The organism is Pseudoduganella sp. UC29_106 (assembly GCF_044055365.1).
Classification (GTDB): domain Bacteria; phylum Pseudomonadota; class Gammaproteobacteria; order Burkholderiales; family Burkholderiaceae_D; genus Rugamonas.
In genome coordinates, this window is record NZ_CP171977.1 from 3,218,590 (window position 1) to 3,244,503 (window position 25,914).

The 25,914-nt window shown below is 60.5% G+C and carries 23 protein-coding genes; 9 read left to right on the top strand and 14 right to left on the bottom strand.

Translation table 11 applies throughout. From position 1 onward, the window contains the following. Positions 1-85 precede the first annotated feature (85 nt). Both ACHMW6_RS16470 and ACHMW6_RS16475 read left to right on the top strand, forming a co-directional pair. Positions 86-565: a carboxymuconolactone decarboxylase family protein gene (locus ACHMW6_RS16470; protein ID WP_395408140.1), complete on the top strand. Its 480-nt coding sequence runs from the start codon at positions 86-88 to the stop codon at positions 563-565. Between the two features lie 63 nt (positions 566-628). Beyond that, positions 629-1,288, top strand: coding sequence for a substrate binding domain-containing protein (locus ACHMW6_RS16475; protein ID WP_395408141.1), 660 nt, complete (start codon positions 629-631; stop codon positions 1,286-1,288). A gap of 49 nt (positions 1,289-1,337) precedes the next feature. Here the strand turns inward: ACHMW6_RS16475 and ACHMW6_RS16480 are convergent, their stop codons facing one another. After that, positions 1,338-2,330 (bottom strand): alginate lyase family protein, encoded by a 993-nt coding sequence (locus ACHMW6_RS16480; protein WP_395408142.1) that lies wholly within the window; start codon positions 2,328-2,330, stop codon positions 1,338-1,340. A 121-nt stretch (positions 2,331-2,451) separates the two neighbouring features. Here ACHMW6_RS16480 and ACHMW6_RS16485 point away from each other — a divergent pair, with 121 nt between their 5' ends. Both ACHMW6_RS16485 and ACHMW6_RS16490 read left to right on the top strand, forming a co-directional pair. Continuing rightward, entirely contained in the window at positions 2,452-3,447 is a 996-nt protein-coding gene (locus ACHMW6_RS16485) for a LacI family DNA-binding transcriptional regulator (protein ID WP_395408144.1), read from the top strand. 190 nt (positions 3,448-3,637) lie between these two features. Beyond that, positions 3,638-6,127, top strand: coding sequence for a TonB-dependent receptor (locus ACHMW6_RS16490; protein WP_395408146.1), 2,490 nt, complete (start codon positions 3,638-3,640; stop codon positions 6,125-6,127). Positions 6,128-6,218: 91 nt separating this feature from the next. Here the strand turns inward: ACHMW6_RS16490 and ACHMW6_RS16495 are convergent, their stop codons facing one another. Both ACHMW6_RS16495 and ACHMW6_RS16500 read right to left on the bottom strand, forming a co-directional pair. Then, entirely contained in the window at positions 6,219-7,787 is a 1,569-nt protein-coding gene (locus tag ACHMW6_RS16495) for a family 43 glycosylhydrolase (protein WP_395408148.1), read from the bottom strand. Between the two features lie 93 nt (positions 7,788-7,880). Then, positions 7,881-8,522, bottom strand: a complete 642-nt coding sequence (locus ACHMW6_RS16500; protein WP_395408149.1) for an HD domain-containing protein — start codon at positions 8,520-8,522, stop codon at positions 7,881-7,883. Between the two features lie 53 nt (positions 8,523-8,575). Between ACHMW6_RS16500 and ACHMW6_RS16505 the strand changes: the two genes are divergently transcribed. From ACHMW6_RS16505 to ybgF, 3 genes are all read left to right on the top strand, one after another. Beyond that, entirely contained in the window at positions 8,576-9,649 is a 1,074-nt protein-coding gene (locus tag ACHMW6_RS16505; protein ID WP_395408150.1) for a GlxA family transcriptional regulator, read from the top strand. Between the two features lie 131 nt (positions 9,650-9,780). Next, positions 9,781-11,046 carry an epoxide hydrolase family protein gene (locus ACHMW6_RS16510; RefSeq protein WP_395408623.1) on the top strand — a complete coding sequence of 422 codons (1,266 nt, stop codon included), beginning with the start codon at positions 9,781-9,783 and terminating at the stop codon, positions 11,044-11,046. 253 nt (positions 11,047-11,299) lie between these two features. Then, positions 11,300-11,908: a tol-pal system protein YbgF gene (gene ybgF, locus ACHMW6_RS16515; RefSeq protein WP_395408151.1), complete on the top strand. Its 609-nt coding sequence runs from the start codon at positions 11,300-11,302 to the stop codon at positions 11,906-11,908. Between the two features lie 240 nt (positions 11,909-12,148). On the opposite strand, the gene ACHMW6_RS16520 is transcribed toward ybgF, so the two are convergent. The 5 genes from ACHMW6_RS16520 to ACHMW6_RS16540 all read right to left on the bottom strand — a co-directional run bounded on the left by ACHMW6_RS16520 (position 12,149) and on the right by ACHMW6_RS16540 (position 18,475). Further along, complete coding sequence (locus ACHMW6_RS16520) at positions 12,149-12,736, bottom strand: hypothetical protein (RefSeq protein WP_395408152.1); 588 nt, start codon at positions 12,734-12,736, stop codon at positions 12,149-12,151. A gap of 9 nt (positions 12,737-12,745) precedes the next feature. Further along, positions 12,746-13,933 (bottom strand): zinc-dependent alcohol dehydrogenase, encoded by a 1,188-nt coding sequence (locus ACHMW6_RS16525; protein ID WP_395408154.1) that lies wholly within the window; start codon positions 13,931-13,933, stop codon positions 12,746-12,748. A 66-nt stretch (positions 13,934-13,999) separates the two neighbouring features. Then, complete coding sequence (locus tag ACHMW6_RS16530) at positions 14,000-15,148, bottom strand: glutathione-independent formaldehyde dehydrogenase (protein ID WP_395408155.1); 1,149 nt, start codon at positions 15,146-15,148, stop codon at positions 14,000-14,002. 402 nt (positions 15,149-15,550) lie between these two features. After that, entirely contained in the window at positions 15,551-17,743 is a 2,193-nt protein-coding gene (locus ACHMW6_RS16535; RefSeq protein WP_395408156.1) for an OsmC domain/YcaO domain-containing protein, read from the bottom strand. 102 nt (positions 17,744-17,845) lie between these two features. After that, on the bottom strand, positions 17,846-18,475 hold the full coding sequence (locus ACHMW6_RS16540; protein WP_395408157.1) for a dihydrofolate reductase family protein: 630 nt from the start codon (positions 18,473-18,475) through the stop codon (positions 17,846-17,848). Between the two features lie 258 nt (positions 18,476-18,733). Here ACHMW6_RS16540 and ACHMW6_RS16545 point away from each other — a divergent pair, with 258 nt between their 5' ends. Then, positions 18,734-18,919: a hypothetical protein gene (locus tag ACHMW6_RS16545; protein WP_395408158.1), complete on the top strand. Its 186-nt coding sequence runs from the start codon at positions 18,734-18,736 to the stop codon at positions 18,917-18,919. 120 nt (positions 18,920-19,039) lie between these two features. On the opposite strand, the gene ACHMW6_RS16550 is transcribed toward ACHMW6_RS16545, so the two are convergent. Further along, entirely contained in the window at positions 19,040-19,198 is a 159-nt protein-coding gene (locus ACHMW6_RS16550) for a hypothetical protein (protein WP_395408159.1), read from the bottom strand. Positions 19,199-19,678: 480 nt separating this feature from the next. Between ACHMW6_RS16550 and ACHMW6_RS16555 the strand changes: the two genes are divergently transcribed. After that, positions 19,679-22,882 carry a di-heme oxidoredictase family protein gene (locus ACHMW6_RS16555; protein ID WP_395408624.1) on the top strand — a complete coding sequence of 1,068 codons (3,204 nt, stop codon included), beginning with the start codon at positions 19,679-19,681 and terminating at the stop codon, positions 22,880-22,882. Between the two features lie 30 nt (positions 22,883-22,912). Here ACHMW6_RS16555 and ACHMW6_RS16560 read toward each other — a convergent pair whose 3' ends face one another. The 5 genes from ACHMW6_RS16560 to ACHMW6_RS16580 form a co-directional block, all read right to left on the bottom strand. After that, entirely contained in the window at positions 22,913-23,092 is a 180-nt protein-coding gene (locus ACHMW6_RS16560; RefSeq protein WP_395408160.1) for a hypothetical protein, read from the bottom strand. Positions 23,093-23,330: 238 nt separating this feature from the next. Beyond that, a complete protein-coding gene (locus ACHMW6_RS16565; protein ID WP_395408161.1) occupies positions 23,331-23,561 on the bottom strand; it encodes a hypothetical protein in 231 nt (76 codons plus the stop codon). Positions 23,562-23,627: 66 nt separating this feature from the next. Beyond that, on the bottom strand, positions 23,628-24,443 hold the full coding sequence (locus ACHMW6_RS16570; protein ID WP_395408162.1) for a TonB-dependent receptor domain-containing protein: 816 nt from the start codon (positions 24,441-24,443) through the stop codon (positions 23,628-23,630). Next, complete coding sequence (locus tag ACHMW6_RS16575) at positions 24,358-24,711, bottom strand: TonB-dependent receptor domain-containing protein (protein ID WP_395408625.1); 354 nt, start codon at positions 24,709-24,711, stop codon at positions 24,358-24,360. The genes ACHMW6_RS16570 and ACHMW6_RS16575 overlap by 86 nt, the downstream gene beginning before the upstream one ends. Further along, positions 24,650-25,795 (bottom strand): TonB-dependent receptor plug domain-containing protein, encoded by a 1,146-nt coding sequence (locus tag ACHMW6_RS16580; RefSeq protein WP_395408163.1) that lies wholly within the window; start codon positions 25,793-25,795, stop codon positions 24,650-24,652. Before ACHMW6_RS16580 ends, ACHMW6_RS16575 begins: the two co-directional genes overlap by 62 nt. Positions 25,796-25,914: the final 119 nt, after the last annotated feature.

Here is a 25,914-nt window from a genome sequence, read left to right on the forward strand (position 1 = left end):
ACAGTGAGTACGTCATCGCATCTACCGCCGTTGCTCTTGTCTGCCTAACATGCTTTCTACCACCCCACCTCCGAAGGAGAAGATCATGACGCAGCGTATCAACTACATGCAGCAATCCCCGCAGCTGTTCAAGAAGTTCGTTGAATTCAGCAATCTCCTGAAGGACGGGACTATCGAACAGACCATTCGCGATCTCATCGCCATCCGCGCTTCGCAAATGAATGGCTGCGCATTTTGCCTGGACATGCATGTGAAGGAAGCGAAGATCCACGGCGAGCGCGAATTGCGTGTGCATCACGTGGCGGCATGGCGCGAATCCCCATTGTTTGCGCCGCGCGAACGCGCCGCGCTGGCGTGGACGGAAGTGCTCACCAAACTGCCTGAGCAGGGCGTGTCGGATGAGATCTACGAGCGCGTGTGCACGCAGTTCTCCGAAAAGGAACTTTCGGACCTGACCTACGACATCATGGCGATCAATGCATGGAACCGCGCGAACGTCGCCTTCCGCACCGTACCCGGATCCGCGGACGCGGCCTGGGGCCTTAACAAGGCCAATCTCGCTTGATATCCACCGGAGACCGCACCATGATACCGGACCAGCACTAAGGAACAGTGACGATACCGGACCATGTCCGATCCAGACTCCTGGCCGCTCTGCGGCCATCTTCGCATTCTTGCACCGCCCGCATGCGGCCGCAGGATCGTGGCCCCATTGCTGAACGGGTTTGAGGCCAGATATCCGGCCATCGCGCTGGAACTGCTCCTGAGCGATCGTCCCGCCGATTTCTCGGCAGACCATATCGACATTTTATTCAGCCACGATCGCATTGTGCAGCAAGGAATCGCAGCCTTGCTGCTGCTTCCTGTGCTCATGGTTAGCTGCGCTTCATCCGCCTATGCACAGGCGCATGGCCTGCCACAACAGGTCGGCGACCTTGCCAATCATCGCTGCATCGTCTTCCGCAGTCCGCGTGGCCAGATCCAGGAATGGGAATTCAGGATCAACGGGTTCCGGCAGCGATTCGTGCCGTTTGCACGGCACACCTTCAATGACGCGGATCTGATCGTGCGGGCAGTGTGCGCCGGCCTCGGCATCGCGCAATTGCCCGCGTATCAGGTCGACGACCTGCTCGCCGAAGGAAAGCTGGTGCGCTGCCTCACGCAATACGCGCCGGAAGACGGTGCTCTTTATCTATGCCACCCGTACCGCCAGAAAGCGGCAGCGCGCCTGTTTGCCGTCTACGTATCGGAAGCCGCGCGTATTGGTGCGCAGAAGTCAACAGTGTGAGTTCGGGATGCAATCTCTTTGCAGCAGCACGTGCGGCGGGCGTTAAACATCATGTGGCGCGGCAGCCCGGCGTATCCAGCCGGGCCGGCGCTGAATGCTCCAGCGGATTCGCCAGGCTCAAGTCACCGCCGAGGCGGGGCTGCCAGTTCGTTGCCGAGGCGGGGGACATCGGGCCGCAAGTATGGCGCTCGTAGATGGCTTTCCAGCTGATTGGTTCGTGCGGCCGCTCCTGCGCAAAGCCGGTCTTCGCTTCGATGTAGGCCGGGTCGGCGACGCCATCCAGCGTAAACTTCGCCAGCCGGTCCAGCTTCGGTGACTGGACGTCCAGGATGGACGCCATCATCACCAGCGGCGTCACCGCAAACAGGTGGTAGTGCAGGGCTTTCACTGCGCGATCCATCTCGCGGGGCAGGGAACCGTCGGCGGCCACCTGGGACATCGCCTCATCGAACACCTTGCGGCCCCAGGCCAGATAGCGCGCATCGCCGGTAACGCCGCCTACGGCCGTCACCGCCAGGCCCTCCCAATAGTAGTGATTGTTCCGCGCGCCGGTGTACGCATCGGAGTACGCCACGGTGGCGTCAGCCAATAGTCTCAGCCACGCTTCGATGCTTTGCTTCTGCGCCTCGCTGGCCGCCGGCTTCAGTTTCGCGTAGCTCAGGGCCAGTCCGCCGAGCGTCCACTTGCGCTGGTAGTAAGCCTGGTTGCTCGACATTTTGCCCAGCAGGGCCTTTTGATCGGCCCAGCTGACCATCCAGGACAAACTGCATTGCGCATCACCCAGCGTCTTTTCAGGCGAGGCCTGGAAGCTGCTCGCGGCGCGGGCTATTGCGTCCAGAAACGTATCGATAGGTTTGACGGCCGCGATATTGCGCGCCCGGAGCACCGGGTCGATGACGGAATTGTGCTTGTCGGTGTAGTAGCGGTTGGCTTCGATATCGATGACCGCCGCCGGCGGCGCCGCGCAGGCGAGGGCGTTTCCTCCAGCCAGGGACAACAGCAAGCCTGAAACCCAGAATGCGGTGCGAACGTTTTGCGACATGGCGGCGGATCTCCTGTGGCGTTAAGTTAGGTAATCGTTTAACCTAGTTTACCCCAATCACTCATCTCGTCAACCTAATTCCATGGCGCAAGTTAAACGTTTCCCACATAATTGATATCAAATGACCATTAAACCGCCGACCATCCACGATGTCGCCGCCGCCGCAGGCGTATCCACTTCCACGGTGTCGAAGTATGTAAACGGCATCCAGCGCTTCTCGCCGGTGGTCGAGGCGGCACTCAAGTCCGCGATCGAGGCGCTGGGCTACCGCTCCAATCCGCAGGCGCAATCCATGATCACGGGGCGGACGAAGTCCATCGGATTGTCCGTCCTGGACATCAGCAATCCTCACTTCACGGCGATCGTGAAAGGCGCCAATCGCGTAGCCCTCGCTCACGGCTACACCTTGCTGCTGGCCGATGTCGATGAAACGCCAAGCCGCGAACGCTCCCTGCTCGAAGCGCTCAGCCGGCGGGTGGATGGACTCCTGGTGTACTCGCGCATTCCTGAGGAGGAGATGTCCTGGATGATCGGGCTTGGCAAGCCGTTGGTTTTTTTCGGCCGGCTCGAGCACACGCAACTGCCTTGTGTCAGCGGCGACGATCGCCGCGCCGGCTATATGCTGGCGCAGCACCTGGTGACGAAAGGGCACAAGCGGGTTGCGTACCTGGGCTTCTCCCGTTCGAATCGAAACCGCGAACGCATGGACGGAATCCGTGAATGCCTTGCGTCACACGATCTGAGCTTGCTCGTGTTCGACTGCGAAGCACCCGCCGCAGTCGCGAGTGAGCTTGCCAGCGCCTCGATCATGCTCGGCCAGGAGCCGCCAGACGCCATCGTCTGCTACAACGACCTGATGGCCATCGGCCTGATGGCGGGCATACAGAGCCTGGGTTTCCGCGTGCCGCAAGACATCTCGGTCGCTGGCTTCGACAACATCCCCTTTGGCCGCTATACGATGCCTCCCCTGACCACGGTAGACCAGCAAAGCGAGCGGATGGGGGAGGTGGGCATGCACAAGCTGCTCACTGCAATTGCCGGCGACGCAAACTGCGACGTGACCACGCTGGCGCCACAACTGATTGTTCGTTCATCGGTACAGGGGCGGGTGGAGTGACAGAGTTAAACGCTTAACTTGGAAACGATCCCGAATCACCGCCGGTGTAGCCAGTTTGCAACTCGTTCCCAAATAATTGCAGCAATCTAGTTAAACGCTTACCTAAATCTGGCATTTCCTGTAATATGGAATCGTCAATGATTAACCATCTTCATTGCAGCAGTACCAGATAAATAAGAGGGAGACAGCAGTGCTTGACAACAAATTCAATCGCATCAACAGCCAGTTAAAGCCAATCGCGGCGCTGGTATCGCTGGCCTTGCTGGGCATGGCGAACGGCGCCTCGGCGCAAGAAGAAGCATCAAAAAGCGGGCAACTCGAAACGGTCGTCGTGACCGCCAACAAACGTGTGGAGAAACTCGAATCCGTGCCGATGGCGATCTCGGTGCTGAGCGAAGCCGAAATCACCCGCAACAATATCCGTGAAATCGAAGACGTGATCGCGCTGACGCCGTCGTTGACCATGTCCGCCGGCACAACGGCTGCCAATAACGCGCTGTTCATGCGCGGCATCGGTACCGTTTCGGTCGGCATCGGCGTGGAGTCCGACGTTTCGGTGATCATTGACGATATCCCGATCGCCGTGCAGTTCCAGGCCTTCCGCGACCTGGCCGACGTATCGCGCATCGAAGTGCTGAAGGGTCCGCAAAGCACGCTGTTCGGCAAGTCCGCAGTGGCAGGCGCGATCAATATCGTGACCAAGCCGATCAGCGGCCCGATGGTGTACCGCGGCACCACCTACTACACGGACGATGGCGAATGGCGCCTTGGCCTGTCGGCCGGCGGCAATGTGTCGGATACGTTCGGCCTGCGTATCGCCGGCAGCAAGACACGCATGCCGGGCAACTTCCACAACCTGACCACCGGCAAAGACGTGAACGGCTCGTCCGGCACGACCTTCATGGCCAAACTGTCCTGGCACCCGATCCCCGGGCTGGACATCGATCTGCTGCCGCACTATAACGAGCAGGCCAATTCGCGCGGCGTGACCGCAGTCAACGGCTTCCGTCTCGCCAACGGCTCGGACGCTGATGTCAATACGGCCTATTTGAACGGCAATCCGCTGCTGCCGGCATCGGCGGTATTGGCCGGCATCGATCCGCATGACAAGAACAACCGCAATGTGCGCCGCGATTTCCCTACCGGGATCGACTCGCGCACCGTGGGCACGGGCCTGAAGTTCTCGTACACCTTGCCGAATGACGCCGTGCTGATGTCGATCACTTCGTACGAGCGCTACAAGGCCAACGACTACCGCGACCAGGACTTCACCGATGTGCCGACCCTCGCGCGCCCCGGCGTGCCTGGCCTCACCGTGGGTAACAACCAGTTCGGCACCTATGATATCCGCGCCAAGACCCAGGAACTCCGCCTCGTCTCGCCGGATCAGGGCAACTTCCGCTACGTGGCAGGCCTGTGGTGGGCACGCAATGACATCGACCGCCACTTCATCCGCGGCTTCTGCGTTGCGCCGACCGTCTGCAGCGGCTCTTCACCGTCCAGCCCGACCAATTACTTCACCGATATCTACAACATCAACAAGGCGGTGTTCGGCCAGGCCACCTGGGAATTCGTGCCGAGCTACACCCTCGTGGCCGGCCTGCGCTGGAATCACGAGGAATCCGGCTTCCATTACAAGCGCAACTTCTACACCGACCAGCTCGACCTCGCGAGCTTCAAGCCGGGCCCTGTTGGCGTGGACCAGTTCCAAAGCACGGGCAATACGGACAAATCCGTCACGGGCAAATTGAGTATCCAGAAGCAGATCAATGCGGACTGGATGGTGTACGCCATGACGGCCACTGGCCACAAGGGCAAGGCTTACGACGTGACCAGCGGCCTGCAGGCGGCGGCGGCTTTCCCTGTTGATCCGGAGCGCAGCGAGACTTATGAACTGGGCGCGAAGGCGAACCTGTTCAACAACCGCATGTCGCTCGCGGCTACGGTGTACAACACCGAGTTCTACGGCTATCAGCAGAACGTGTCCTTCGTGCTGCCGAATAACCCGACGATCTTTACGCAGCTGAATTCGATTCCGAAAATCCGCACGCGCGGCTTCGAAATCGACACGCACCTGCAGGTTGCGCCGGGCTTCGTGCTGAATGGTTCGCTCGCCTACACGCGCCCGACCATCGAAGAGTGGAAGAATGGTCCGTGCTATAACGACGCGACCAACGTTGCAATCGGCAATACCGGCCTGGGCGAAAACGGTTCGCTGGTTGGCCGCAACCGCACCTGCTTCCCGATCACCAAGGGTTCGACCACCGGCATCCAGGACCTGACCGGCGCGATCTTCCCCGGCACGCCGAAGCTGAAGGTGAATCTCGGCGGCCAGTACGATGTGAAGCTGCCCGGCATGCCTTTCGGCGGATTCATTAACGCCAATGTCCGCTATCAGAACGAGTACCAGACCAGCATTGCCAACGATCCGCGTACCTTCAACAAGGGCTACAGCATTACCGACCTTGGCTTCGGCATTCGCGACAACCGCGATCGCTACAAGCTGAGCTTCCGGATCAACAACCTGTTCGATCGCTTCTATATTCCGAACGCCAATGCCAGCGGACCATCCTTCCGCGCCGGCCCATCGTCCACCGCGCCGAACATCACGGTGGACAGCTGGGTGCCGCCACGCGATGTATTCCGCTACTTCAGCGTGCGCCTGGACGTGAAGTTCTGACCGTTAGCCCGCGCCGGCGTCAAACCCGGCGCAGGGCAGGGCGGCGCCAAGTGGAGAGGGGCTCCGATTGCAAAGGGAGCCCCTCTCCGTTTTATGGCAAGGCCTGATAGCGGAAGTCCGTGAATTTCACTTCACCCTGGCCAGCCGCATAGATCGCGGGACGCAGGCTGATAAAGCCATCGGCAACATTGTGGTGGTAGCCCGAGACTTCGATGACGGGGTCATACCGCATCCATTCCTTGCCGTCAGCGCTGGTGTACATCGTGACGGTGTTGCGCTTGTTGACCAGGCGCAGATGCACCTTGCGTGGCAACGCAGCCTTTACCGGCTTGTTGGTGCCATAGCGATGCGTGATAAAGCCGTCGCGGTCGAAACCAACGCCCGCATACAGCTTCTCGTTATAGAAGACAAGCAGCCCGGCCTTGGCGTTCTCGCTGATCTCGGCCTCGATTTCCACCTGGTAGGAGTGGTCACCGGCGATGAAGGCGAGGGGAGCACAATTCTCCGGCGAGCTGCCTTTGCCCTGCAGGATCAGGGCCTTGTCCTTGTAGCGGTAGCGTGCAGTGTCTTCCGCCGTGCCGCGATGGAAGCCCCACTGGATGCCCATCTTGTTGGTGCTGAAATCGTCGGATAATGTCATGCCATGCGGGACCGCCTCATTTCCGGGCTTCCTGATCGGCTTCGCCACATCGTAGCCGGAAGACTTGATCCAGCCGTCGGCGGTCCATTCGACAGGCTCCAGCAATGTCTGGCGGCCAAGAGTCCAGTAGCCGTTTTCGTAGGCGTGGTACATCACATACCATTTGCCATCCGGGCCTTCGACGAGGCTGCCGTGGCCTTTGGACCACCACTTTTCATCGCGGCTCCAGGTGTGCACGATGGGATTGTAAGGCGAATTTTCCCACGGTCCGTCGAGTGACTTTGCGCGCGCCGAAGCAACCATATGGCTTGTTGGCGGGCCCGCCGTTCCGCCCTGCGCGACCAGCATATGGTAGTAGCCTCCGTGGCGGATAAGCTTCGGACCTTCGAGCGCGAAAGCAGTAACGACCCAGTCCGCCGGGTACTGCCAGCCTGAGTACACCTTCTTCAGTGGCCCCACGACCGAGAGCCCATCGTTCGCCAGTTGGATCTTGCCGCCGGCGCTCATGAACAAATAGCGCTTGCCGTCCTGGTCGACCACGTGGCCGGGATCGATGTCGCCGATGTTCAGATCGACGGGCTCGCTCCATGGCCCGCGAATATTGTCCGCATAAACGACGTAGTTCGATACGCGGCCGTTTTTCAGGCCCGGGAAGTAGATGTAGTAGCGGCCCTTGTGCTTGACCAGATCCGGCGCCCAGACTGAACCGACGTCCGTGCGCAGCGCGGCAACCAGCGGCTCCCAGTTCACCAGATCCCTTGAGTGCCATATCAGCAGGCCGGGATAGGTGAAGAAGGACGAATGCGTCATGTAATAGTCGCTGCCATCCTTCAGCACCGTGGGGTCCGGGCGGTCGCCGGCGAGGATCGGGTTGAGATAGCTGCCGTTGCCCAGATCCGCCTTGCGCTGGTTTTCAATGCCGCGCGCCCAGAAGAGGGCGCTCGCGTCTTCCGCCAGGGCTTGTGTGGCGAACAGATACAACACGCAGGCCGCTGTCACACGGCGCAGTTTTGCCATCATAGTCATACTGCGGATTTTATGCCGAGACTTACCGGAGATATCCTCCGCAACGGCAAATAATCACTGCAATGAGCCGATGCATGCGCCTCTGATTCAGCTGTCGAACGGCGCGTGATCGATCAGGTCGCAGACATTGGGGCAGTCGAAGCCATGCACGTGCCGCCGGCCGACATCTACCAGGCCGGTGCCAAGGGCCAGGTGAGGCTTCTTTCGCACGACGTTTGCAACAGCCTCAGTGAACGCGGCCTTCATGCCGATGCGCGGGTAAAGGCCAAGCGTTTCGTCAATCAGCTCCGGCGAGATTTCCTCCAGCCGAAGGCCGAATATGTCCACGTGCGCGCCCATGCTGAGTAGTGCGATTTCCGGCGCCTTGAGCTCGGCGATGCCGGTGCTCGAGTGCAGGGCGATCGCATCCCACACCATTTCAGCCTTCTGTTCACTATAGCCATGCGCGACCAGGAAGTTACTGGCAGCGTAAGCGCCGTCGACTTCGAACCGGTGTTCGCCGCCGAATTGCTCGGTGAGGCCCAGGTCGTGCAACACGGATGCGAGATAGAGCAGTTCGCGGTCATATTTGAGGCCGCGGCGTTTGCCGAGGAATTCCGAGAACCACCAGGTCCGATGGACGTGGTGGAGCATTGCCTTATTATGGACTCCTTCGGCCAGTGCATTGGCTTGCCGAGTGAGTTCCGTATCCGGCGCGGCGATGCCGGCGATGATAATTGGTGTATTCATATGTGCTCCATGACTTGGGAAACGTTGATAGAGCCATCTTAGGAAAATAGGCCTTGGCGTGTTTGTCTGTTTTCCGTCTTTTTGTGCCAATATGGAGCTTTCCCGAAGGGCCTGCGATCTTGAAAAAGCGTCCCCAAGCGCTCGCGCCAACCGCCGCCGGGCAGCGGCGCATAATCATATTGGCAATGCCGCCGGTCGACGCGCTGGATGTGATTGGCCCAGCGGAAGTCTTCACTTACGCAAATCGTATGGTGGAGGGGCGGCAGAAGCCGTATTCGCTGGAGCTGGTAGCCGCCGGCAGCAATATTCAGCTGGATAGCGACACCGGCATCGCCCTCACAGCACATAAGACGCTCGAACAGGAGCGTCACGCAGCCAAAGCAATCGACACGCTGATCGTGGCCACCGGTTTCGGCGCACTCGACCAGCTGGATGGCACCGCGATCGAATGGGTGCGCAAGCGCGCAGCCAAGGTGCGCCGCGTTTGTTCGATCTGCGTTGGCGCATTCGTGCTGGCGGAAGCAGGGCTCCTCGATGGCCGCAAGGCGACCACGCACTGGCGAATGGCGCCACGGCTGGCGGAGCTCTATCCAGATGTGCAGGTCGATCCTGCGCCGATCTGGATCGCGGACGGAAATGTCTACACGTCGGCCGGGGTGTCTGCGGGAATAGACCTGGCGCTGGCCCTGGTCGCCGAAGACCTGGGCGATGAACTCGCGCTGGAAATCGCCAAGAATCTGGTGCTGTACTTGCGGCGGCCGGGCGGGCAAGCCCAGTTCAGCGTGACCTTGCGCTCGCAGCGCGCCGCCAATACGAGCCTGGACAAGCTATGCCTTTGGATCGGTGAGAACCTGGACGCGGATTTGACGGTCGACGCGCTCGCTGCAAGAACCTTCACAAGCGTTCGCACGCTCATACGGATGTTCCAGCGCGAACTCCAGACGACACCCGCCAAATATGTGGAAGACGTGCGGCTCGAATCGGTCTGCCGCGCCATTGAACTGGGCGGCCGCTCGATCGAGGACATTGCCCGCAAAAGCGGCTATAGCAGCGTTGACGTCCCGCGCAAGGTGTTCATGCGGCGAATTGGCGTCAGTCCGAAGGAATACGCCGAACGCTTTGCTTGACATAGCGCCTGCGCCCGCCGAAATTGAAATATGACGCTCATCGTCATCGTTCATTTGAGGAGGATCTCTCTATGAATTGGCATCCCAATACGACATCGCTATCGCGCCGGCGTTTTATTGCGATGGCCGCGATGTCAAGCGTCGCCGCCGCCATGGGCGGCACGGCCTATGGCCAGTCGACTACAAGTGCGATCCGGCCGTTCCAGTTCCACGCGCCCGAGGCGCAGTTGAGTGAATTGAAGCGGCGGATCAAGACAACCCGCTGGCCCGAACGGGAAACGGTGGCGGATGATAGCCAGGGCATTCCGTTGGCCACGATGCAGGCGCTCGCGCAGTACTGGGCCGGCGCTTATGACTGGCGCAAGTGCGAAAATCGCCTGAATGCCTATCCACAGTTCGTGACCGGGATCGATGGGCTGGACATTCACTTCATGCACATCCGCTCGAAGCACGCGAATGCCATGCCGCTGATCGTAACGCACGGATGGCCCGGTTCCGTACTCGAGCAGTTGAAGATTATCGATTTGCTGACGAATCCCACCGCGCATGATGCATCGCCATCCGACGCCTTCCATCTGGTGATCCCATCGTTGCCTGGCTACGGATTCTCCGCCAAACCCGGTAAAACTGGCTGGGGTCCGGAACGTACCGCGCTCGCGTGGGTCGTTCTGATGAAGCGCCTTGGTTACGACAGGTTTGCCGCTCAGGGCGGCGATCTGGGTTCCGTCGTTTCCCAGGCCATGGCTGTGCAAGCACCGCCGGAGCTGATCGGCATTCACATCAACTTCCCGTCGGCCGTTCCGCCGCAAATCCTGATGGCTGCGCAAAACGGAGATCCCGCGCCGGCGGGTTTGGATGAGGAAGAAAAACGGGCTTATGCCTCACTCAGCATTCAGTTCAAAAAGCGCCGTGCCTATTCGGCGTTCATGGCGACACGCCCGCAAACCTTGTATGGCCTGGCTGATTCGCCCGTCGGCCTGGCGTCGTACTTGCTCGATCACGGTGATGGCTGGGGCCAGCCCGCTGCGACCATTACGTCTGCCCTGGCCGGCCACGATGTCGGCGGCTATTCCGCAGGCACGCTGACTCGCGATGACCTGTTGGATGGCATCACGCTTTACTGGCTGACGAATACGGGCGTTTCCGCAGCCAGATTCTATTGGGAGTCCCATACAAACTTATACCTGGCTCCAGGGATCAAGACTCCCGTCGCCGTCAGCGCTTTTCCTGGTGAGATCTACCAGGTTCCACGGCGCTGGGCGGAGACTGCCTATCCCAACCTTATTTACTATGGGCACCCGGACAAAGGCGGTCACTTTGCCGCTTGGGAGCAACCGGAACTATTCTCCGAAGAGGTTCGCGCCGGATTGAGACCACTGCGGCGCTCAAGCAGTTGATTGGCAGAGCAGGGGAGATTGACAGCAGCGTATCAGGCGGTGGAGACTACAGCCGCCCGATGCCATTCCTGCAACTCACCCAGAAAGAGCCAGTGCCATGAAACTGTCCCGAACCTGCTTCAGCGCTGTCTGCTTCGCCTTATGCGCTCATCCGCCTTACGCGAACGCCGGAATATTCGACGATGACGAGGCGCGCCGCGCCATCGTGGTCTTGCAGGGCAAGGCCGAAGCGATAACACGCGAACTAAACGCCATGAGCGCGAAGATCGACGCCAAATCGGACAAGTCGACTGCGATCGACATGCTGAACCAGCACGAACAGACCGAACAGGGAATCGCCAGGCTGTACGGCCAGCTTGAAGAGTTGAAGCACGAACTGGAGGCGGCCCGGAAGGACCAGAAATCCCTTTACGCCGACCTCGATGCACGTATCAAGAAGCTTGAGCCGCAGCAGACGAACATCGACGGTAAAATCGCCGACGTCCTGCCGATTGAAAAGCTGAACTTCGACGCGGCCTGGGATCTGTTCAAGTCGGGCGACTATAAGGGCGCCAGCGACGCGTTGGCGGATTTCGTCAGGCGTTATCCGGCCTCAGCGTATGCGCCTGGCGCGCAGTACTGGCTCGGCAGCGCGTACTACGCGCAGCGTGATTACAAGGGTGCGATCGCGGCCCAGGAGGTGGTGGCGAGGAACTACAAGGACAGCGTCCAGGCCCCGGATGCAATGCTCAACATTGCCAGCAGCTACACGGGACTCAATGACAAGAAGGCAGCGAAAAAGATCCTGCAACAGCTAATCAGCGCATTCCCGGCATCGCCGGCAGCGCAGGAGGCCAGGAATAGGCTGGCCGCATTGAAATAGCGCCGGCAAAGGCGGGTGCACTAAAGATCGCATTTGACATAATATAAATTATGCGAAGTGCTGGTAATTAGTGCGGCGTAAACCCGGAGCCTGATCGACTGCGTGTCAACGCCAGGCCCCTTACTGATCCGGACGATTTCGGTCGCCTGCTTCGGCCGCAGCCCCGACGAACTGCACTTTACTTTCTGCGTCGAATGCTCGCCCATGTAGATCTGCGTTGGCTCGTTGATCGCGGGATCACTAACCCTTACGGCGGTTCCGTAAGGCCACGATTACGCCCACCACCGCAGTGGCGATGACCGCCTTGCGCACCAGGCCGCCCGGGTTGTAGCGCAGCTCGGAGCGGATACCCATTTCCCCAAGCACATTGGGCACGTGGCCGTGCGCCACGTCCTCGACAATGCCTTCGACCATGTTGACGCGGTCCGCGGCGAGCAGCATCAGCCAGTGACGCACGTCGTTCTCCGGCAGCTTGTAGGCCAGGCGCCGGATTACGCCCGACAGCCACTTCGGCGGCTGGGCCGTTCCAAAGATCGGCGTGATGCCCGGCCGCTCCGTCGAGCAGAACACTTCGACGGTCTGGGCCTGCTGTACCGGCTGTCCGGCCGGTACGTGGATGAAGCGTGGCGGCGTACGCTCCATCGGCACGGCCGGCCGGTTCTTGCGGTCGAGGTCCGAGCCCCAGCCCGGGATGTGCTGCAGCTCCTCGCGTGGCGGACTGTGCCGGTTCAGGTCGTAGTCGATCTGGCGTTCGTAGTCGACGTGGCCGTGGTGATGTGGGTGATGCCGCTGCTCGGCAAGATCGCGGCGGTTGGTTTCGGTATCCATGGCGCCTCCTTATGAAATGATGCTGGAAGCCGTCGCACGCGCCGAGCCTGCGCGCGGTGGGATCAGCACGGTTTTGATGCAGTTGTCGTACTTGCTCGAGAAGATGTGATAGGCATCCGAAACCTCTTCCAGCGGCACCCGGTGAGTAATGATTTCCTTCGGGTTCAGGTGCCCCTGGCGAATGTGCTCGATCAGGTGTGGCACATGGCGCTTGACGGCAGCCTGGTTCATGCGCATCGTGAGGCCCTTGTTCAGCGCGTTGCCGATCGGGACGGCGTTGAAGGTTGGCCCGTAGACGCCAACAATCGATACATTGCCGCCCTTGCGCACCGAGTTGATGGCCCAGAACAGAGCGGTCGCCGAGCCGGCCTGCAGCATGGTCCAGCGCCCGGTGATGGTTTGGGCGAGGCTGCCCGCGGCTTCGCAACCGACGGCGTCGATGCACACGTCCGCGCCCAGCCAGTCCGTCATTTTCTTGATGTGCATGGCCATGTCGTTCACTTCGCGGAAATTGATGATCTCGCAGGGGGCGTAGCGCCGCACGAAGTCGAGCCGGTAATCGACATGGTCGACCACGATGACGCGGCCGGCGCCGAACAGCCAGGCCGATCTGGCCGCGAAAATGCCAACCGGGCCCGCGCCGAACACCACCACGGTGTCGCCTTCCTTGATGTCGCCCATCTCGGCGGCCTGGTAGCCGGTCGGCAGCGCATCCGTCAATAGCACTGCGTCATCGTCCACAATGTCTTCGGGGATCTTGTACGGCCCTACATCCGCCATCGGCACGCGGACGTACTCGGCCTGACCACCGTCGTAGCCACCGGTCGTATGCGAGTAACCGTAGATGCCGCCGCCAGCCGCCGTCGCTTCGGCGTTGGTGTTGTGGCAGTTGCTGTACAGCTCTCTCTGGCAGAAGAAGCAGGAGCCGCAAAATATGTTGAACGGCACCAGCACGCGGTCGCCCGGCTTGAGCGTCTCGACCGCCGAACCGACCTCCTCCACAATGCCGACGAATTCATGGCCGAAGGTATGCCCGACGCGCGTGTCCGGTACCAGGCCGTGGTAAAGGTGCAGATCCGAGCCGCAGATGCAGGCGCGCGTCACGCGGACGATGGCGTCGCCCGGGTGCTCGATCACGGGATCCGGTTTTTGCGATGCCCGGATACGGTATGGTCCACGATAGTTAGTTGCTAGCATAAAAAACCTCCTATTCGGATTAGCCCGCGCAAGCGCGGGCGGTTTTCAAATGACCGCCCTGCTCTGCTAGGCGCCGGGATGCAGCACCACCTTGGTCCAGCCGTGGTTGCGCACGTCGAAGTTCCGGTAGGCGTCCGGCGCCTGATTCAGTTTCAGCTCATGGGAAACGATGAACGAGGGCTTGGCGCGGCCGGCGTGGATCAGGTCGCGCAATTGCCGGTTGTAAGCCTTGACGTTGCACTGACCGGTGGCGACGCGGTGCCCCTTGAACCAGAGCATGCCCCAGTCGAGCGCGAGCTTGCCCTCTTTCTCCAGGTCGTCCGGGCCGTTGGGATCCTGGGGAACGAACACGCCGACCACGCCGATCCCGCCGGTAAACTTGACGGAGTTGATCAGGTTGTTCATCGTGAGGTTGGGACGCTCTTGCCGGTGATGATGGTGGTCGTGGCACTGATAGCCGACGCATTCGCAGCCCACGTCCGCGCCAAGCCCGCGGGTCAGGTCCATGACCCGCTGCACCGGGTCCTCCTTAGAAAAATCGATCGCGATCGCGCCGATCGACTCCGCCAACTTGAGCCGGTCGGAATGGCAGTCGACCACCATCACCTTGCTGGCCCCCTTGATCATCGCCGAGTGCGCGGCCATCAGGCCCACCGGGCCGGCGCCATAGATGACCACTGCGTCGCCCGGCTTCATGCCGGCCAGTTCGGTTGCATGCCAGCCGGTCGGGAAGATGTCGGCACACATCACATAGTCGGTCTGCTTCTCGTCCGCGTCCGGCGGCAACTTCAGGCACATGAAGTCAGCCCAGGGCACGCGCAGGTATTCGGCCTGGCCGCCCGGCCACGGCCCCATGTCGGCAAAGCCGAAGGCGCCGCCGGCCATGCCCGGCTTGTTCGCCCGAAGGCAATACGCTGTCAGGCCGCGCTCGCAGTTCTTGCAGTGGCCGCAGCTGATATTGAAGGGCATGCAGACCCAATCCCCGGGCTTGATGCGCTCGACCGCCGGCCCGACTTCCAGGACCAGGCCCAGGTTTTCGTGGCCAAAGATACGGCCCTGTTCGAAATCGGTCCGCCCCTCATACATGTGGAGGTCGGAGCCGCAGATGTTGGTGCTGGTAATCTTGACGATGGCATCTGTAGGACGTTCGATCTTCGGATCTGGCACGTCCTCGACACTTACTTCGTTGGGTCCTCGATAGACAACTGCTTTCATATTGGTGCTCCAGTGATCCGCCAGGATAGAGCCCACCCTGCCCCACAGGACGCAGCAAGCCGTCCCGGCAGTTATTGATGAAACCCGCAAGAAGGTCGTGCGAGTACCTTTACCAAGCGCGGGAGCATCGGCCCGCCGCAGGTTAAGAACCTACAGTGAACGCGCACGGTTCAATAACAAGGGGGGCTGCTAGATTATCTTTTCGCATCGATCTGCCCATTCGGATAGCGCCTGCGCGCAATTCCTGGGCTAGATCGACAGTGGTCCCGGCAAGTTGCGCCGCGTGGCAGCGCTTGCCGGACAGTGGAAGGTGGGTGAACTCGGAGTGGGCCTAACAAGGAACGCAAGGCCTTACGCCGCCGACGGTTCGTTGCTCCATCGGCGGCGGAATGTCATCGTTGACTACTGTGCCCTGGAGCGCGCCAGGTGCAATTTCTTGTAGCTGTCCAGCAGGCGCTGATGTCGATCGAGGCCCTCGAGTTTCATGCTCGTCGGCGTCAGGCCGAAGAAGCGGATGCTGCCGTCCACGGACCCCATTACCGCATCCATGCGGACGTTGCCGAACATCCGACGGAAATCGAAAGCGTAATCCTCGAGTTCCATTTCGTCATCCAGCACCACCTCCAGCACCGCGTTCAAGGCTTGATAGAACAGCCCGCGTTCGACCGTGTTGTCGTTGTACTGCAGGAAGGCTCCCACCAGTTCATGCGCCTCTTCAAATTGCTTCAAGGCGAGATGAATCAGCAGCTTCAACTCCAGGACCGTCAGTTGTCCCCAGTCCGTGTTCTCGTCAAACTCAATGCCGATCAATGTGGCAATGTCGCCGTATTCATCGAGCTCATTGTTCTCCAGCCGTTCCAGCAGCGCTGCCAGGCTGGCATCGTCCAGGCGATGCAAGTTCAGGATATCTGCGCGGAACAACAACGCCTTGTTCGTGTTATCCCAGATCAGGTCTTCCACTGGATAGACTTCCGAGTAGCCTGGCACGAGAATGCGGCATGCGTTGGCGCCCAGCTGGTCGTAAACCGCCATGTACACTTCTTTGCCCAAATCTTCGAGAATGCCGAACAGCGTCGCGGCTTCTTCGGCGTTGGAATCCTCGCCGTGGCTGGAGAAGTCCCACTCAACGAAGTCGTAATCCGATCTGGCGCTGAAGAAGCGCCACGAGACCACGCCGCTGGAATCGATGAAGTGCTCGACAAAGTTGTTGGGCTCGGTCACTGCATTGCTTACAAAGGTGGGTGGAGGCAAATCGTTCAGACCCTCGAAACTGCGCCCTTGCAGCAACTCGGTGAGGCTGCGCTCCAGCGCCACCTCCAGGCTTGGGTGCGCCCCAAACGAGGCAAACACGCCGCCTGTACGCGGGTTCATCAAGGTCACGCACATCACCGGGTATTTCCCGCCCAGCGACGCGTCCTTCACCAGCACCGGGAAGCCCTGCTCTTCCAGTCCCTTGATGCCGGCCACGATGCCTGGGTACTTCGCCAGCACTTCCAGAGGGACATCGGGCAAGGCGATTTCCCCTTCCAGGATTTCGCGTTTGACCGCCCTTTCGAAAATCTCCGACAGGCACTGAACCTGGGCTTCGACCAGCGTATTACCGGCACTCATGCCATTGCTGACGAACAGGTTTTCGATCAGGTTGGTCGGGAAATACACGACTTCGCCATCCGACTGCCGCACATACGGCAGCGAACAAATGCCGCGTTCCACATTGCCGGAATTGGTGTCGTACAGATGTGAGCCGCGTAGCTCGCCATCCGGATCGTAAATTTCCAGGCAATATTCATCCAGGATTTCGGGCGGCAGCGCGTCTTCCGGACCAGGCTTGAACCAGCGCTCGTTGGGGTAATGCACGAATGCAGCGTTGGCAATGTCTTCGCCCCAATACACGCCGGCGTAGAAGTGATTACAACTCAGCCGCTCGATATACTCGCCCAGCGCAGACGCGAGCGCGCTTTCCTTGGTCGCGCCTTTGCCATTGGTGAAGCACATTGGCGAGTGTGCGTCGCGGATATGCAGGGACCACACGTTGGGAACAATATTGCGCCACGAAGCGATTTCAATCTTGATGCCCAGGCCCGCCAGAAGCCCCGACATATTGGCGATGGTTTGCTCCAACGGCAAATCCTTGCCAAGAATATAGGTGCTCGCGTCAGAGTCCGGATTCAGGGTGAGCAGGGCCTGGGCATCGGCGTCCAGATTCTCTACTTCTTCAATCACGAAATCGGGACCCTCCTGCACGACTTTCTTCACCGTGCAACGGTCGATGGAGCGCAAGATGCCCTGGCGGTCTTTGTCGGAAATATCCGGTGGCAGCTCGACCTGGATCTTGAAAATCTGCTTATAACGGTTTTCCGGGTCAACGATATTATTCTGCGACAGGCGAATGTTATCGGTAGGAATATTGCGCGTATTGCAATACAACTTTACGAAGTAAGCCGCACACAGGGCCGACGAGGCCAGAAAGTAGTCGAACGGACCAGGCGCCGAGCCGTCACCCTTGTAGCGGATCGGCTGGTCGGCGATCACCGTGAAGTCGTCGAACTTGGCTTCAAGGCGAAGCTTGTCGAGAAAATTGACCTTAATTTCCATGAAAGAATTCCAAATAATGCCCAAAATTAGCTTGGCCACTATTATCCGTTCTTTCGGCCGCCCGGCATAGGCCGCAGCGGACGCCGCAGCCCAATTGGCAGTTCAGGCAGGCTCGTAGACGGCAGCGACGATGCCTGAGTGGAATGAAGTCGCGCTGATCAGCCGAAGATCGGCTGGACGCGGCACTTCGGCGAACAGCGCCTGGCCGTGGCCCAGTATCGCTGGATGAATCACCAGCCGGTATTCGTCAATCAGGCCGGATGCAGCCAGGCTTTGGGCAAAGCGCGCGCCGCCGTGGGCGAGGATGTAATTGCCCGGCTGCTGCTTCAGCCGGAGAATTTCCTCCCTCAGATCCCCGCTCGCTACCGTGGGCGCGGCCCAGGACTGCAGCACCGCCGCTGTCGGCGTGACGCCTGGACGGCCCGTTCGATCGCCCTGCGTGCCGTTCTCGATTCCCGTGCGCGAGAAAATGACCTTCGGGATATCGTTCATCGGCACTGCTATTGGCGAATCCGAAAACGGCCAGAACGCCGCCATGTCCGTGTAGGCTCGGCTGCCCATGATGTGCGTGCCGGCGCCGCGGAGCGTATTGAGGATCCAGTCCGCGGAATCGTTGCCGCCGATCGTCTTGAAGACCCAGTCCACTTCGCCATTCGGCCCGCTGACAAAGCCGTCCAGTGAGACGGATATCTTCAGTACCAGTTTTCTTTGCGCCGCTGTTGAGCTATCCATGATTTCTCCGCTTTGGGTTCGTTGGTAAAGCTACGACGAGCGGCGGCAGCGCTTTTCGACACGCGCTGGCTGGCACCGACAAACATTTTTCACGGGATAGTTGGCCGCAGCCCCACAGTTCAGCGGGCCAATACCACGTGTTTGCCCTTGCGAGCGGCCATTTGGCGCCTGGCCCGGGTTTTGCTGAATAGAGATCGGGAAGTTGAAAAACATCTCAAGCATCCAAAACCGACCAAAACCGACTCGAAAGGAATCATCATGAACATCCAGAAACATATGGAATTGATCTTCGTCTCCGTGCTGACGATCCTGGGCGTAGGCACCCTCGCAATGGAAAACCTGCCCAAGGCTTTTGCGAAAGCGAAGCCAGCCGTCGCCAACGATATCGGAACGCCGACCAATATGGCTGTTGTGGTGATTCGCGCCCCTCGCGGCAAGGCTTGAGCTTGAATCCGCGCCAGCGGCCCGGCAAGACATCCGGGCCGCCAGCACGAAAACGGAGCGCCCCTCCGCTCAGGGTGCAATCTCTTGGGCGCTGCTATCCCAGTCTGTAATACCAATATCTTAATAGCGTACGGGTGGCCCCTGGCCCCAGCCGTTGACGGCGATGATGCGCGGCGACAGGCCCGAGCGGCGGCACAATTCGCACGCCACGTCGAGCCCGCTCATCCCGGGCATGCCGATATCGGGCAGGATCACCTGCGGCCTGAACTCGAAGGCCACACTTAAGCCTCCGGGGCCCGGCGCAACATAGCCGCGCCCGGCGTAGAAGCCCACGTCCCGCCGCGGAGACCGCCCATTGACTATAGCGGCCGATATTGAAGGCAGCGGCGTAGCGCCCGCTGCTTCGGCAAGCACACTGAGCGGGCTTGCCGCAAAATAGGCCCGCGATCGCGCCGCCGATACAGTTTTTTACTTGACTAGGCCAGTTACAGGGACTATGTTACCGATAATATTGCCGTGAGGCAATTAAATGAATCGCCTCGCGCATCATAAAAATCGGGAAACGTCGCCTGTTTCAACAGAGCGACGTCAGCAGTAAAAGTAGTGCAGAATGCCGACCGCCTCCGTCCAGCCGCCCTGAAAAGCGGCTTTTCATTGGCTAGCAAAGATGATGAGTATCATCATTTAGTGAACGATCGGTTTTTTTCGATCTACTAGTTTAAGTAACGCACCAAAACAAGGGAGGTACAAATGGAAACGATGCCAATCCGGCATAGATTGAAAACTGGGCAGCTGCGCAGCCTGTCTACCAGGGGCATACCTCTCGCCCTGGCAGCGCTGCTGGCCGCCTGCGGCGGCGGTGAGGGTGATACATCCTCCATCGGCGGCAGCATGAAGCGTCTCGCGGCTGCGGTCGTGCAGTCCGAAGTGGCCCTGACTGCGGTCAGCGCCACGGCCAGTTCGTCCGAACGCGGCGACCTGGGCCCGCAAGCCGCCATCGACCACGACGACCGTTCGCGCTGGAGCAGCGGATTCACCGACAATGAATTCCTGACCCTGGATTTCGGCAAGTCCGAGACCATCAACCGCGTGCGCATCGACTGGGAAAACGCCCACGCCATCGTGTATGAGCTGCAGGTGTCCGACGACAACGCCAACTGGACCACGATCAAGTCCGTGGACAACAGCGCCGGCGGCACCGAAGACCTGACCGGCCTGAACGGCCAGGGCCGCTACCTACGCATGAAGGGAATCAAGCGCTCGAGCAACTACGGCTACTCGATCTTCGAGATCCAGGCCTTCTCCGGCGGTGAAGTACCACCGCCGCCACCGCAAACGGACCCGTCACCGCCTCCAACGATCGACCCGACTCAGCCAGGCGTGCTGGTCAAACCGGTTGCGGCCACTTCGTCCGCAGTGGAAGGCGGCCTGTCGGCTGCCCAGGCCATTGACGGCAAGGCCAACACCCGCTGGGGCAGTACCTTCGAGGATGGCGCCTGGATCACCTTCGACTTCGGCGCCAAGACTTCCATCGGTTACATGAAGCTGCTTTGGGAAAATTCCTACGGCAAGCAATACAACCTGCTGACTTCTGACGACGGCCAGACCTGGTCGCAGATCCGCGCCGTTACCAACGGCCAGGGCGGCACCGAGGAATTCTTCAACCTCAACGTGAACGCCCGCTACATCAAGCTGCAGGGCGTGCAGCGCGCCACCGGTTATGGTTACTCGCTGTTTGAAGTGGAGTTCAAGAGCCCGGGCAGCGATAACACCCTGCCCTCCAACGCCACCTCGGGTTTCAGGTATCCGGCCAGCGGCAGCGGCATGGCCAACCTGCCGACTTACGCCGATCCGATCGAAACCATTCAGTTCACCCTGGCCGACGGCACCCTGGTCACCCGTTTCGGCGCGCGCGGCATGGCGCGCCATGGACGGGAGCGCGGCGAGGAATGGAACGAGATCGGCTTTGGCCCGAACGAAACTGTGGACCCGGCCACCGGCCTGCCGGTCGATAAGGGTCCGGGCAATTTCCTGACTTTCGTGCCGCAGTACTTCAAGAACCGCACCTGGGGCGTCGAGATCATCGACAACAGCCGCGTCGCCGGCGTGACCAAGCCGCAGCTGATCGTGAACCAGTACACCACGGTGGACTTCCTCAAGGGCGGCATCGCCTTCTTCCGCGCCATCGACCGTCCGGGCGTGACCGGCTACGGCTGGATGGCGCCGGGCCAGCTGGTGGACGACAATGTGCCGATCTGTAATCCGATACCCTATCCCGCCAACGGCAAGCTGGCCAACCCGACCGGCATCAACAACGGCTGCTCGATCCTGGTCAAGGAATATCCGGGCATGGATGGCCTGGGTGCGGATGGCTTCCCGAACGGCACGCACATCAATGCGCGTCCCCTGGTGACGGGTGACGTGATCGAGGTGTCGCCGTCCATGTTCTCGACTACGCAATCCATGCAGGCCAAGGGCGATAACGGCGGTATCCGATACTACTCGGCTGAGTGGACCTATGTGGTGGGTACGGGCCTGCGTCCATGGTATGGCGTGCAGCCGCGCCTGATGAATTCCCCGCTGCCGGCGGAAACGCTGCAGGGCGGCATCGGTTCGGTGTCCTATGACTACGCCGACAACAGCGATTTCATGTTCCAGCAGCCGCAGAACAATATCGGCATGCAGAACATGCAGCGCTTCGTTGAAGGCCGCCGCCTGGTGCACACCAACTTCACCACCGGCATGCACAACGAGCCGGGCAACGACCGCTATGATCCTGCAGTCGGCCTGCAGGGACAGCGCTACAACCAGTCGGCCTGTATCGGCTGCCACGTGAACAACGGCCGCAGCCCGGCGCCGATCGCCGTCAACCAGCGCCTGGATTCCATGTCCGTGCGCGTGGCGGTGACCGACGCCAACGGCAACCAGCTGCCGCACCCGCAGTATGGTACGGCGGTGGCGATGAACGCGGTGTCCTCGACCGGCGTGCCGCAGAACTGGGGGACTGGTGTGCGTGTGTCGGGCTTCGACAGCCGTACCGCGAAGCTGGCCGATGGCACTTCCGTCGAACTGCGCAAGCCGAAGCTGGCCTTTGAAGGTCCGGTGCCGGATACCGTCTCGCTGCGTGCCGCCCAGCCGATGCTCGGCGCCGGCCTGCTGGAAGCGATTCCTGAAGCGGACATCCTGGCCCGTGTGCGTTCGACTCCGGACGCAGACGGCGTGAAGGGCGTGGCGAACTACGTCTACGACCCGGAAAACGGCGCCGTACGCCTGGGCCGCTTCGGCTGGAAGGCATCCAAGGCTTCGCTGCGGCACCAGACTGCGGCTGCCCTGCTGCTGGACATGGCGGTGACCTCGCCTGTGTACCCGAACCGCTCCTGCTCCACCGATCCTGCCGGTTGCGCATCGGCCGGTGCACAGAAAGGCGTGTCCGACTCGGAACTGAAGCTGATCACCCAGTACCTGCAACTGGTTGCAGTGCCGGCCCAGCGCAGCCTGCCGAGCGGCTTCCCGAAAGGCGTCGCTCCGTTGGAGCCGCTGAAGGTCGATGCAGCCCAGGTCAGCCTGGGCGCCAAGGTGTTCGACGGCATGCGTTGCGCTGCCTGTCACACCGTGGACCAGAAGACCGGTCCGGGCCACCTGTTCGCCGAACTGCGTAACCAGTCCATCAAGCCTTATACCGACCTGCTGCTGCACGATATGGGCGATGACCTGGCCGACAAGTTCGTCGAAGGCCAGGCCAAGGGCAGTATGTGGCGTACCGCGCCGCTGTGGGGCATTGGCTATACAGACAAGGTCATGGGCAACAGCGCCAAGGTGGGCTACCTGCACGATGGCCGTGCACGCAACCTGACCGAAGCCATCATGTGGCATGGCGGCGAAGCTGAGCGTTCGCGCCAGCGCTTCGAGCAGCTGTCGAAATCTGACCGTGACGCGTTGCTGGCGTTCCTGAAGTCCCTGTAATCAGGCAGGGTTCCGAGGCCGCCGCACAGTTCAGCTGCGTGGCGGCCGTTTGTTTTTGGGCTTCGCCGCGTCGGTCTGCAGATTGCCGGCCTGCTGCGATTCCCCACGGTTATCCGCTTCCGCACGGCTGCTGAGCCGCACCGCCTGCTGGCGTGCGCCCCATCCCGTCTGTTGCGTGCCCGTGCCGCCGCGCGTGCCTTCATTGCTCACGCCCGGCAGCGCCTGCCGTGCCGATTGCTCGTTACGCGTATCGAGTGGCGCCGACCAGGCGCCCGGCTCATCAAGCTGCCAGCTGCGATCGGGTTGGACTTTTGTCTTGACCTTGGACGTGTCTTGTCGTTCATGGTTTCACCCTCCAATGCATGAAAACCATGATGCGCGCCGGCCGCGCCGCCCCGTATCGGCGCAGCGGACGCCGGCTTGTAGGACTGGCCCTACCCGCGCTGTTTCACTTCGGCCTGGACTTGACTGCCGGTTTCTTGCTTTGGGCGGCATCAAAAATGGCTTTTGCGTCCTTGTGCGCCTGGTCGACGTTTCGGAGGTTCTTGTCGTCGTCGTGCCTGACGAAAAACTCTTTGTTTTGCGCGGCCATCACCAGCTTGATGGCCGCGGCTTCGCTCACGCCGAATTTTTCGAAAATCAGCGTGGTGACTTCGTCCAGGTATTCTTCGTAGGTCATGCGGGTGTTCCTTATAAATCAAACCAACATCCTACACTCCCCACGCAAGGCCCAGCCAGTGTCACATCAGAATTTCATCTCAAGGTTGGCCTGGAAGCGCGGCGAGTCCGCGCTGCGGCTCCAGCTTTGGCTGGTGCCATTCACGTCGACATAACGAGATTCGCTGCGGTTGTCTTCGCCCAGTGCATTGTTTACCGCAAGGCGCAGTTGCAGGCTGGGTTTGAACTTGTACAGCAAATACGCTTCCAATTCGCGGCGCGGGAACAGGCGGCGGTACTGCTGTTCCGAGACGCGCACCGGACCGCCGTCACGGAACACGAAACTGCCGCCGGTGCTGAACTTGTCGGCACGGTAGTCCAGGCCCAGGTTCGCGGTGAGCGGGATCTGGTCATCCAGGCGGTTGTCCGGGCCCGGCACGGTGTCGACCTTGGACCAGTTGCGGTTGAAGCTGGCGCGGAAGTCGAATGGCAGCGCTTTCTCATCCGTTAGGGCTTTCAGCGGGAATTTCAGCTCCACGTCGAAGGTACGCACGGTGGCGTTGCCATCGTTGACAGGCTGGATCAGCCAAAGGCCGCGCCGGTCCTGCGTCAGCGTGCTGCGAATGTAATCGGTGATGCGGCGCTGCGATGTGCTGACCGAGAACACTGCGCCGGGATACCAGAAATGCTCATAGGTCAGGTCGATACCGGTGGCCAGTTCGGGCTTCAGGTCCGGATTGCCGCTGCTGTCCGGATTGAAGCGCGTGTTCTCGTCCGCCTCGAAGCGGCGCGCAGTCAGCTGATTGGTGTTCGGCGCCTTATATGTTCGCGTCAGTGCAAGGCGCAGCTGGCGGCCGCTCTTGTCCGGGAACTTGAACAGGGTTTGTGCGACGGGGCTCAGCACATGGCTGCGCGATCGCGTCGTTATCCAGGCCCGTGCCTTCGCTGTCGGTACGGATACCTTCCCAGCGGGCGCCCAGATAGACGGACCAGTTCTTGTCGATATTCCACTCATCCTGCCCATAAGCGGCGTAGCGCGTCACGCGCGGCTTGAAGACTTCGATGATGTCCAGAGGAGTAGTGCCGACGAGGCCTTCCACGCGGTGCACGTCATCCTCGGTGCGCTGCTGGTTGACCTCCCAGCCCGCCGCCAGCGCGTGCCCTTCGAACAGCGTGCGGCTGTATTTGCCGGTGCTGCTGTAGGTGCGGAAGTGGTTGGTCGTATCCCGCATCGCGTCGCAGCACGGTTCTGCCGCCGAGGGTACTGGATAGCGAGCGGCTGTCGGCGCTAAAGCGGCCATTGTGGGCTGTGACCTTGGCATCCAGCTTGCCGCCGGCGATCTTGCCGATCCAGTTGACTTCACCACCGAGGAAGCGGCCATCGCTGTCCGTATGGTTGCTCATGTCGAGGTAATCCGGATTGCCGAAGCTGCCGATGCGGTTCGTGATGTGATTCTCAAAGCCGCTTTCGCCGTTGAACACTTGGATGAAACCGCTGAAATTCAACTGGTCTTCGTTCGGCATTTTCCAGTTCAGGCGTGGCTGCAGGCCGCCAAAGGTATTGCGGTTGGTGGATATGCGTGCCGAATCCCGCAGCTGGCTCACCTGGCCGTTGGGCAGCGTGAACTGGTCGGTACCGAAGGACGGCGCTTCGCGCAGGTTACGCCCGGCCACCGGGTTCAGGTAATAGGACAGGTTGTCGACCTTGTCCGCTATCGTGCCGAACAGGACCAGGTTCTTCTGCTGATCCGAACGGGACGTGTTGATACGGAAGTCGCGCTGCGGCTTGCTAACGACCTTCTTCAGAATGATATTGATGGTGCCGGCAATGGCCTGCATCGAATGCTCGGCCGTCGCAGCGCGCACTACTTCAATACGGTCGATTTGCTCGGGCGGCAGCGTCTCGAGCGAGAACCCAGGCGGCGGGCGCTCGCCGTTCACGAGAATCTGGGTGTAATTGCCGCCCAGGCCGCGCATGCGGATCGTGTTGCCGATCACCGTCACGCCCGGCGCCCGCTTCAGCACTTCGTAGACATTGGTATCGCCATACTTGATGATTTCTTCGTGATTGATCACCGTCTTGCTGGCCGTGTCGTCGCGGCGGGGATCGTAATCCTTGGCGGTGCCCTTGATTTCGACCTTGGTGATGGCCTGTTTCGCGTCCGGCGTGGAAGCAGCCGCGTCCTTCGGCTGCTGTTGGGCGAGCGCCGGTATGACGATGCTCAGCAGCGCCAAAGGGATGATGCGTAGTTTCATTTGCCTGTTTGTAAGTTGCAAACTATGCAATTATGAACGATGCTTTTCGGAAATTGCAATAACAAATGAAATAATCACCCGCCTGATCGGACAATTTCACGTCGCGGGCGGCCATGGGG

Coding starts and splice junctions, on each gene's coding strand:
- ACHMW6_RS16540 (WP_395408157.1), bottom strand. CDS start 18,475: ATGGATAGCTCAACAGCGGCGCAAAGAAAACTGGTACTGAAGATATCC.
- ACHMW6_RS16525 (WP_395408154.1), bottom strand. CDS start 13,933: ATGCTAGCAACTAACTATCGTGGACCATACCGTATCCGGGCATCGCAA.
- ACHMW6_RS16530 (WP_395408155.1), bottom strand. CDS start 15,148: ATGAAAGCAGTTGTCTATCGAGGACCCAACGAAGTAAGTGTCGAGGAC.
- ACHMW6_RS16580 (WP_395408163.1), bottom strand. CDS start 25,795: ATGAAACTACGCATCATCCCTTTGGCGCTGCTGAGCATCGTCATACCG.
- ACHMW6_RS16545 (WP_395408158.1), top strand. CDS start 18,734: ATGAACATCCAGAAACATATGGAATTGATCTTCGTCTCCGTGCTGACG.
- ACHMW6_RS16475 (WP_395408141.1), top strand. CDS start 629: ATGTCCGATCCAGACTCCTGGCCGCTCTGCGGCCATCTTCGCATTCTT.
- ACHMW6_RS16480 (WP_395408142.1), bottom strand. CDS start 2,330: ATGTCGCAAAACGTTCGCACCGCATTCTGGGTTTCAGGCTTGCTGTTG.
- ybgF (WP_395408151.1), top strand. CDS start 11,300: ATGAGCGCGAAGATCGACGCCAAATCGGACAAGTCGACTGCGATCGAC.
- ACHMW6_RS16555 (WP_395408624.1), top strand. CDS start 19,679: ATGCCAATCCGGCATAGATTGAAAACTGGGCAGCTGCGCAGCCTGTCT.
- ACHMW6_RS16535 (WP_395408156.1), bottom strand. CDS start 17,743: ATGGAAATTAAGGTCAATTTTCTCGACAAGCTTCGCCTTGAAGCCAAG.
- ACHMW6_RS16565 (WP_395408161.1), bottom strand. CDS start 23,561: ATGACCTACGAAGAATACCTGGACGAAGTCACCACGCTGATTTTCGAA.
- ACHMW6_RS16520 (WP_395408152.1), bottom strand. CDS start 12,736: ATGGATACCGAAACCAACCGCCGCGATCTTGCCGAGCAGCGGCATCAC.
- ACHMW6_RS16500 (WP_395408149.1), bottom strand. CDS start 8,522: ATGAATACACCAATTATCATCGCCGGCATCGCCGCGCCGGATACGGAA.
- ACHMW6_RS16510 (WP_395408623.1), top strand. CDS start 9,781: ATGTCAAGCGTCGCCGCCGCCATGGGCGGCACGGCCTATGGCCAGTCG.
- ACHMW6_RS16485 (WP_395408144.1), top strand. CDS start 2,452: ATGACCATTAAACCGCCGACCATCCACGATGTCGCCGCCGCCGCAGGC.
- ACHMW6_RS16495 (WP_395408148.1), bottom strand. CDS start 7,787: ATGATGGCAAAACTGCGCCGTGTGACAGCGGCCTGCGTGTTGTATCTG.
- ACHMW6_RS16470 (WP_395408140.1), top strand. CDS start 86: ATGACGCAGCGTATCAACTACATGCAGCAATCCCCGCAGCTGTTCAAG.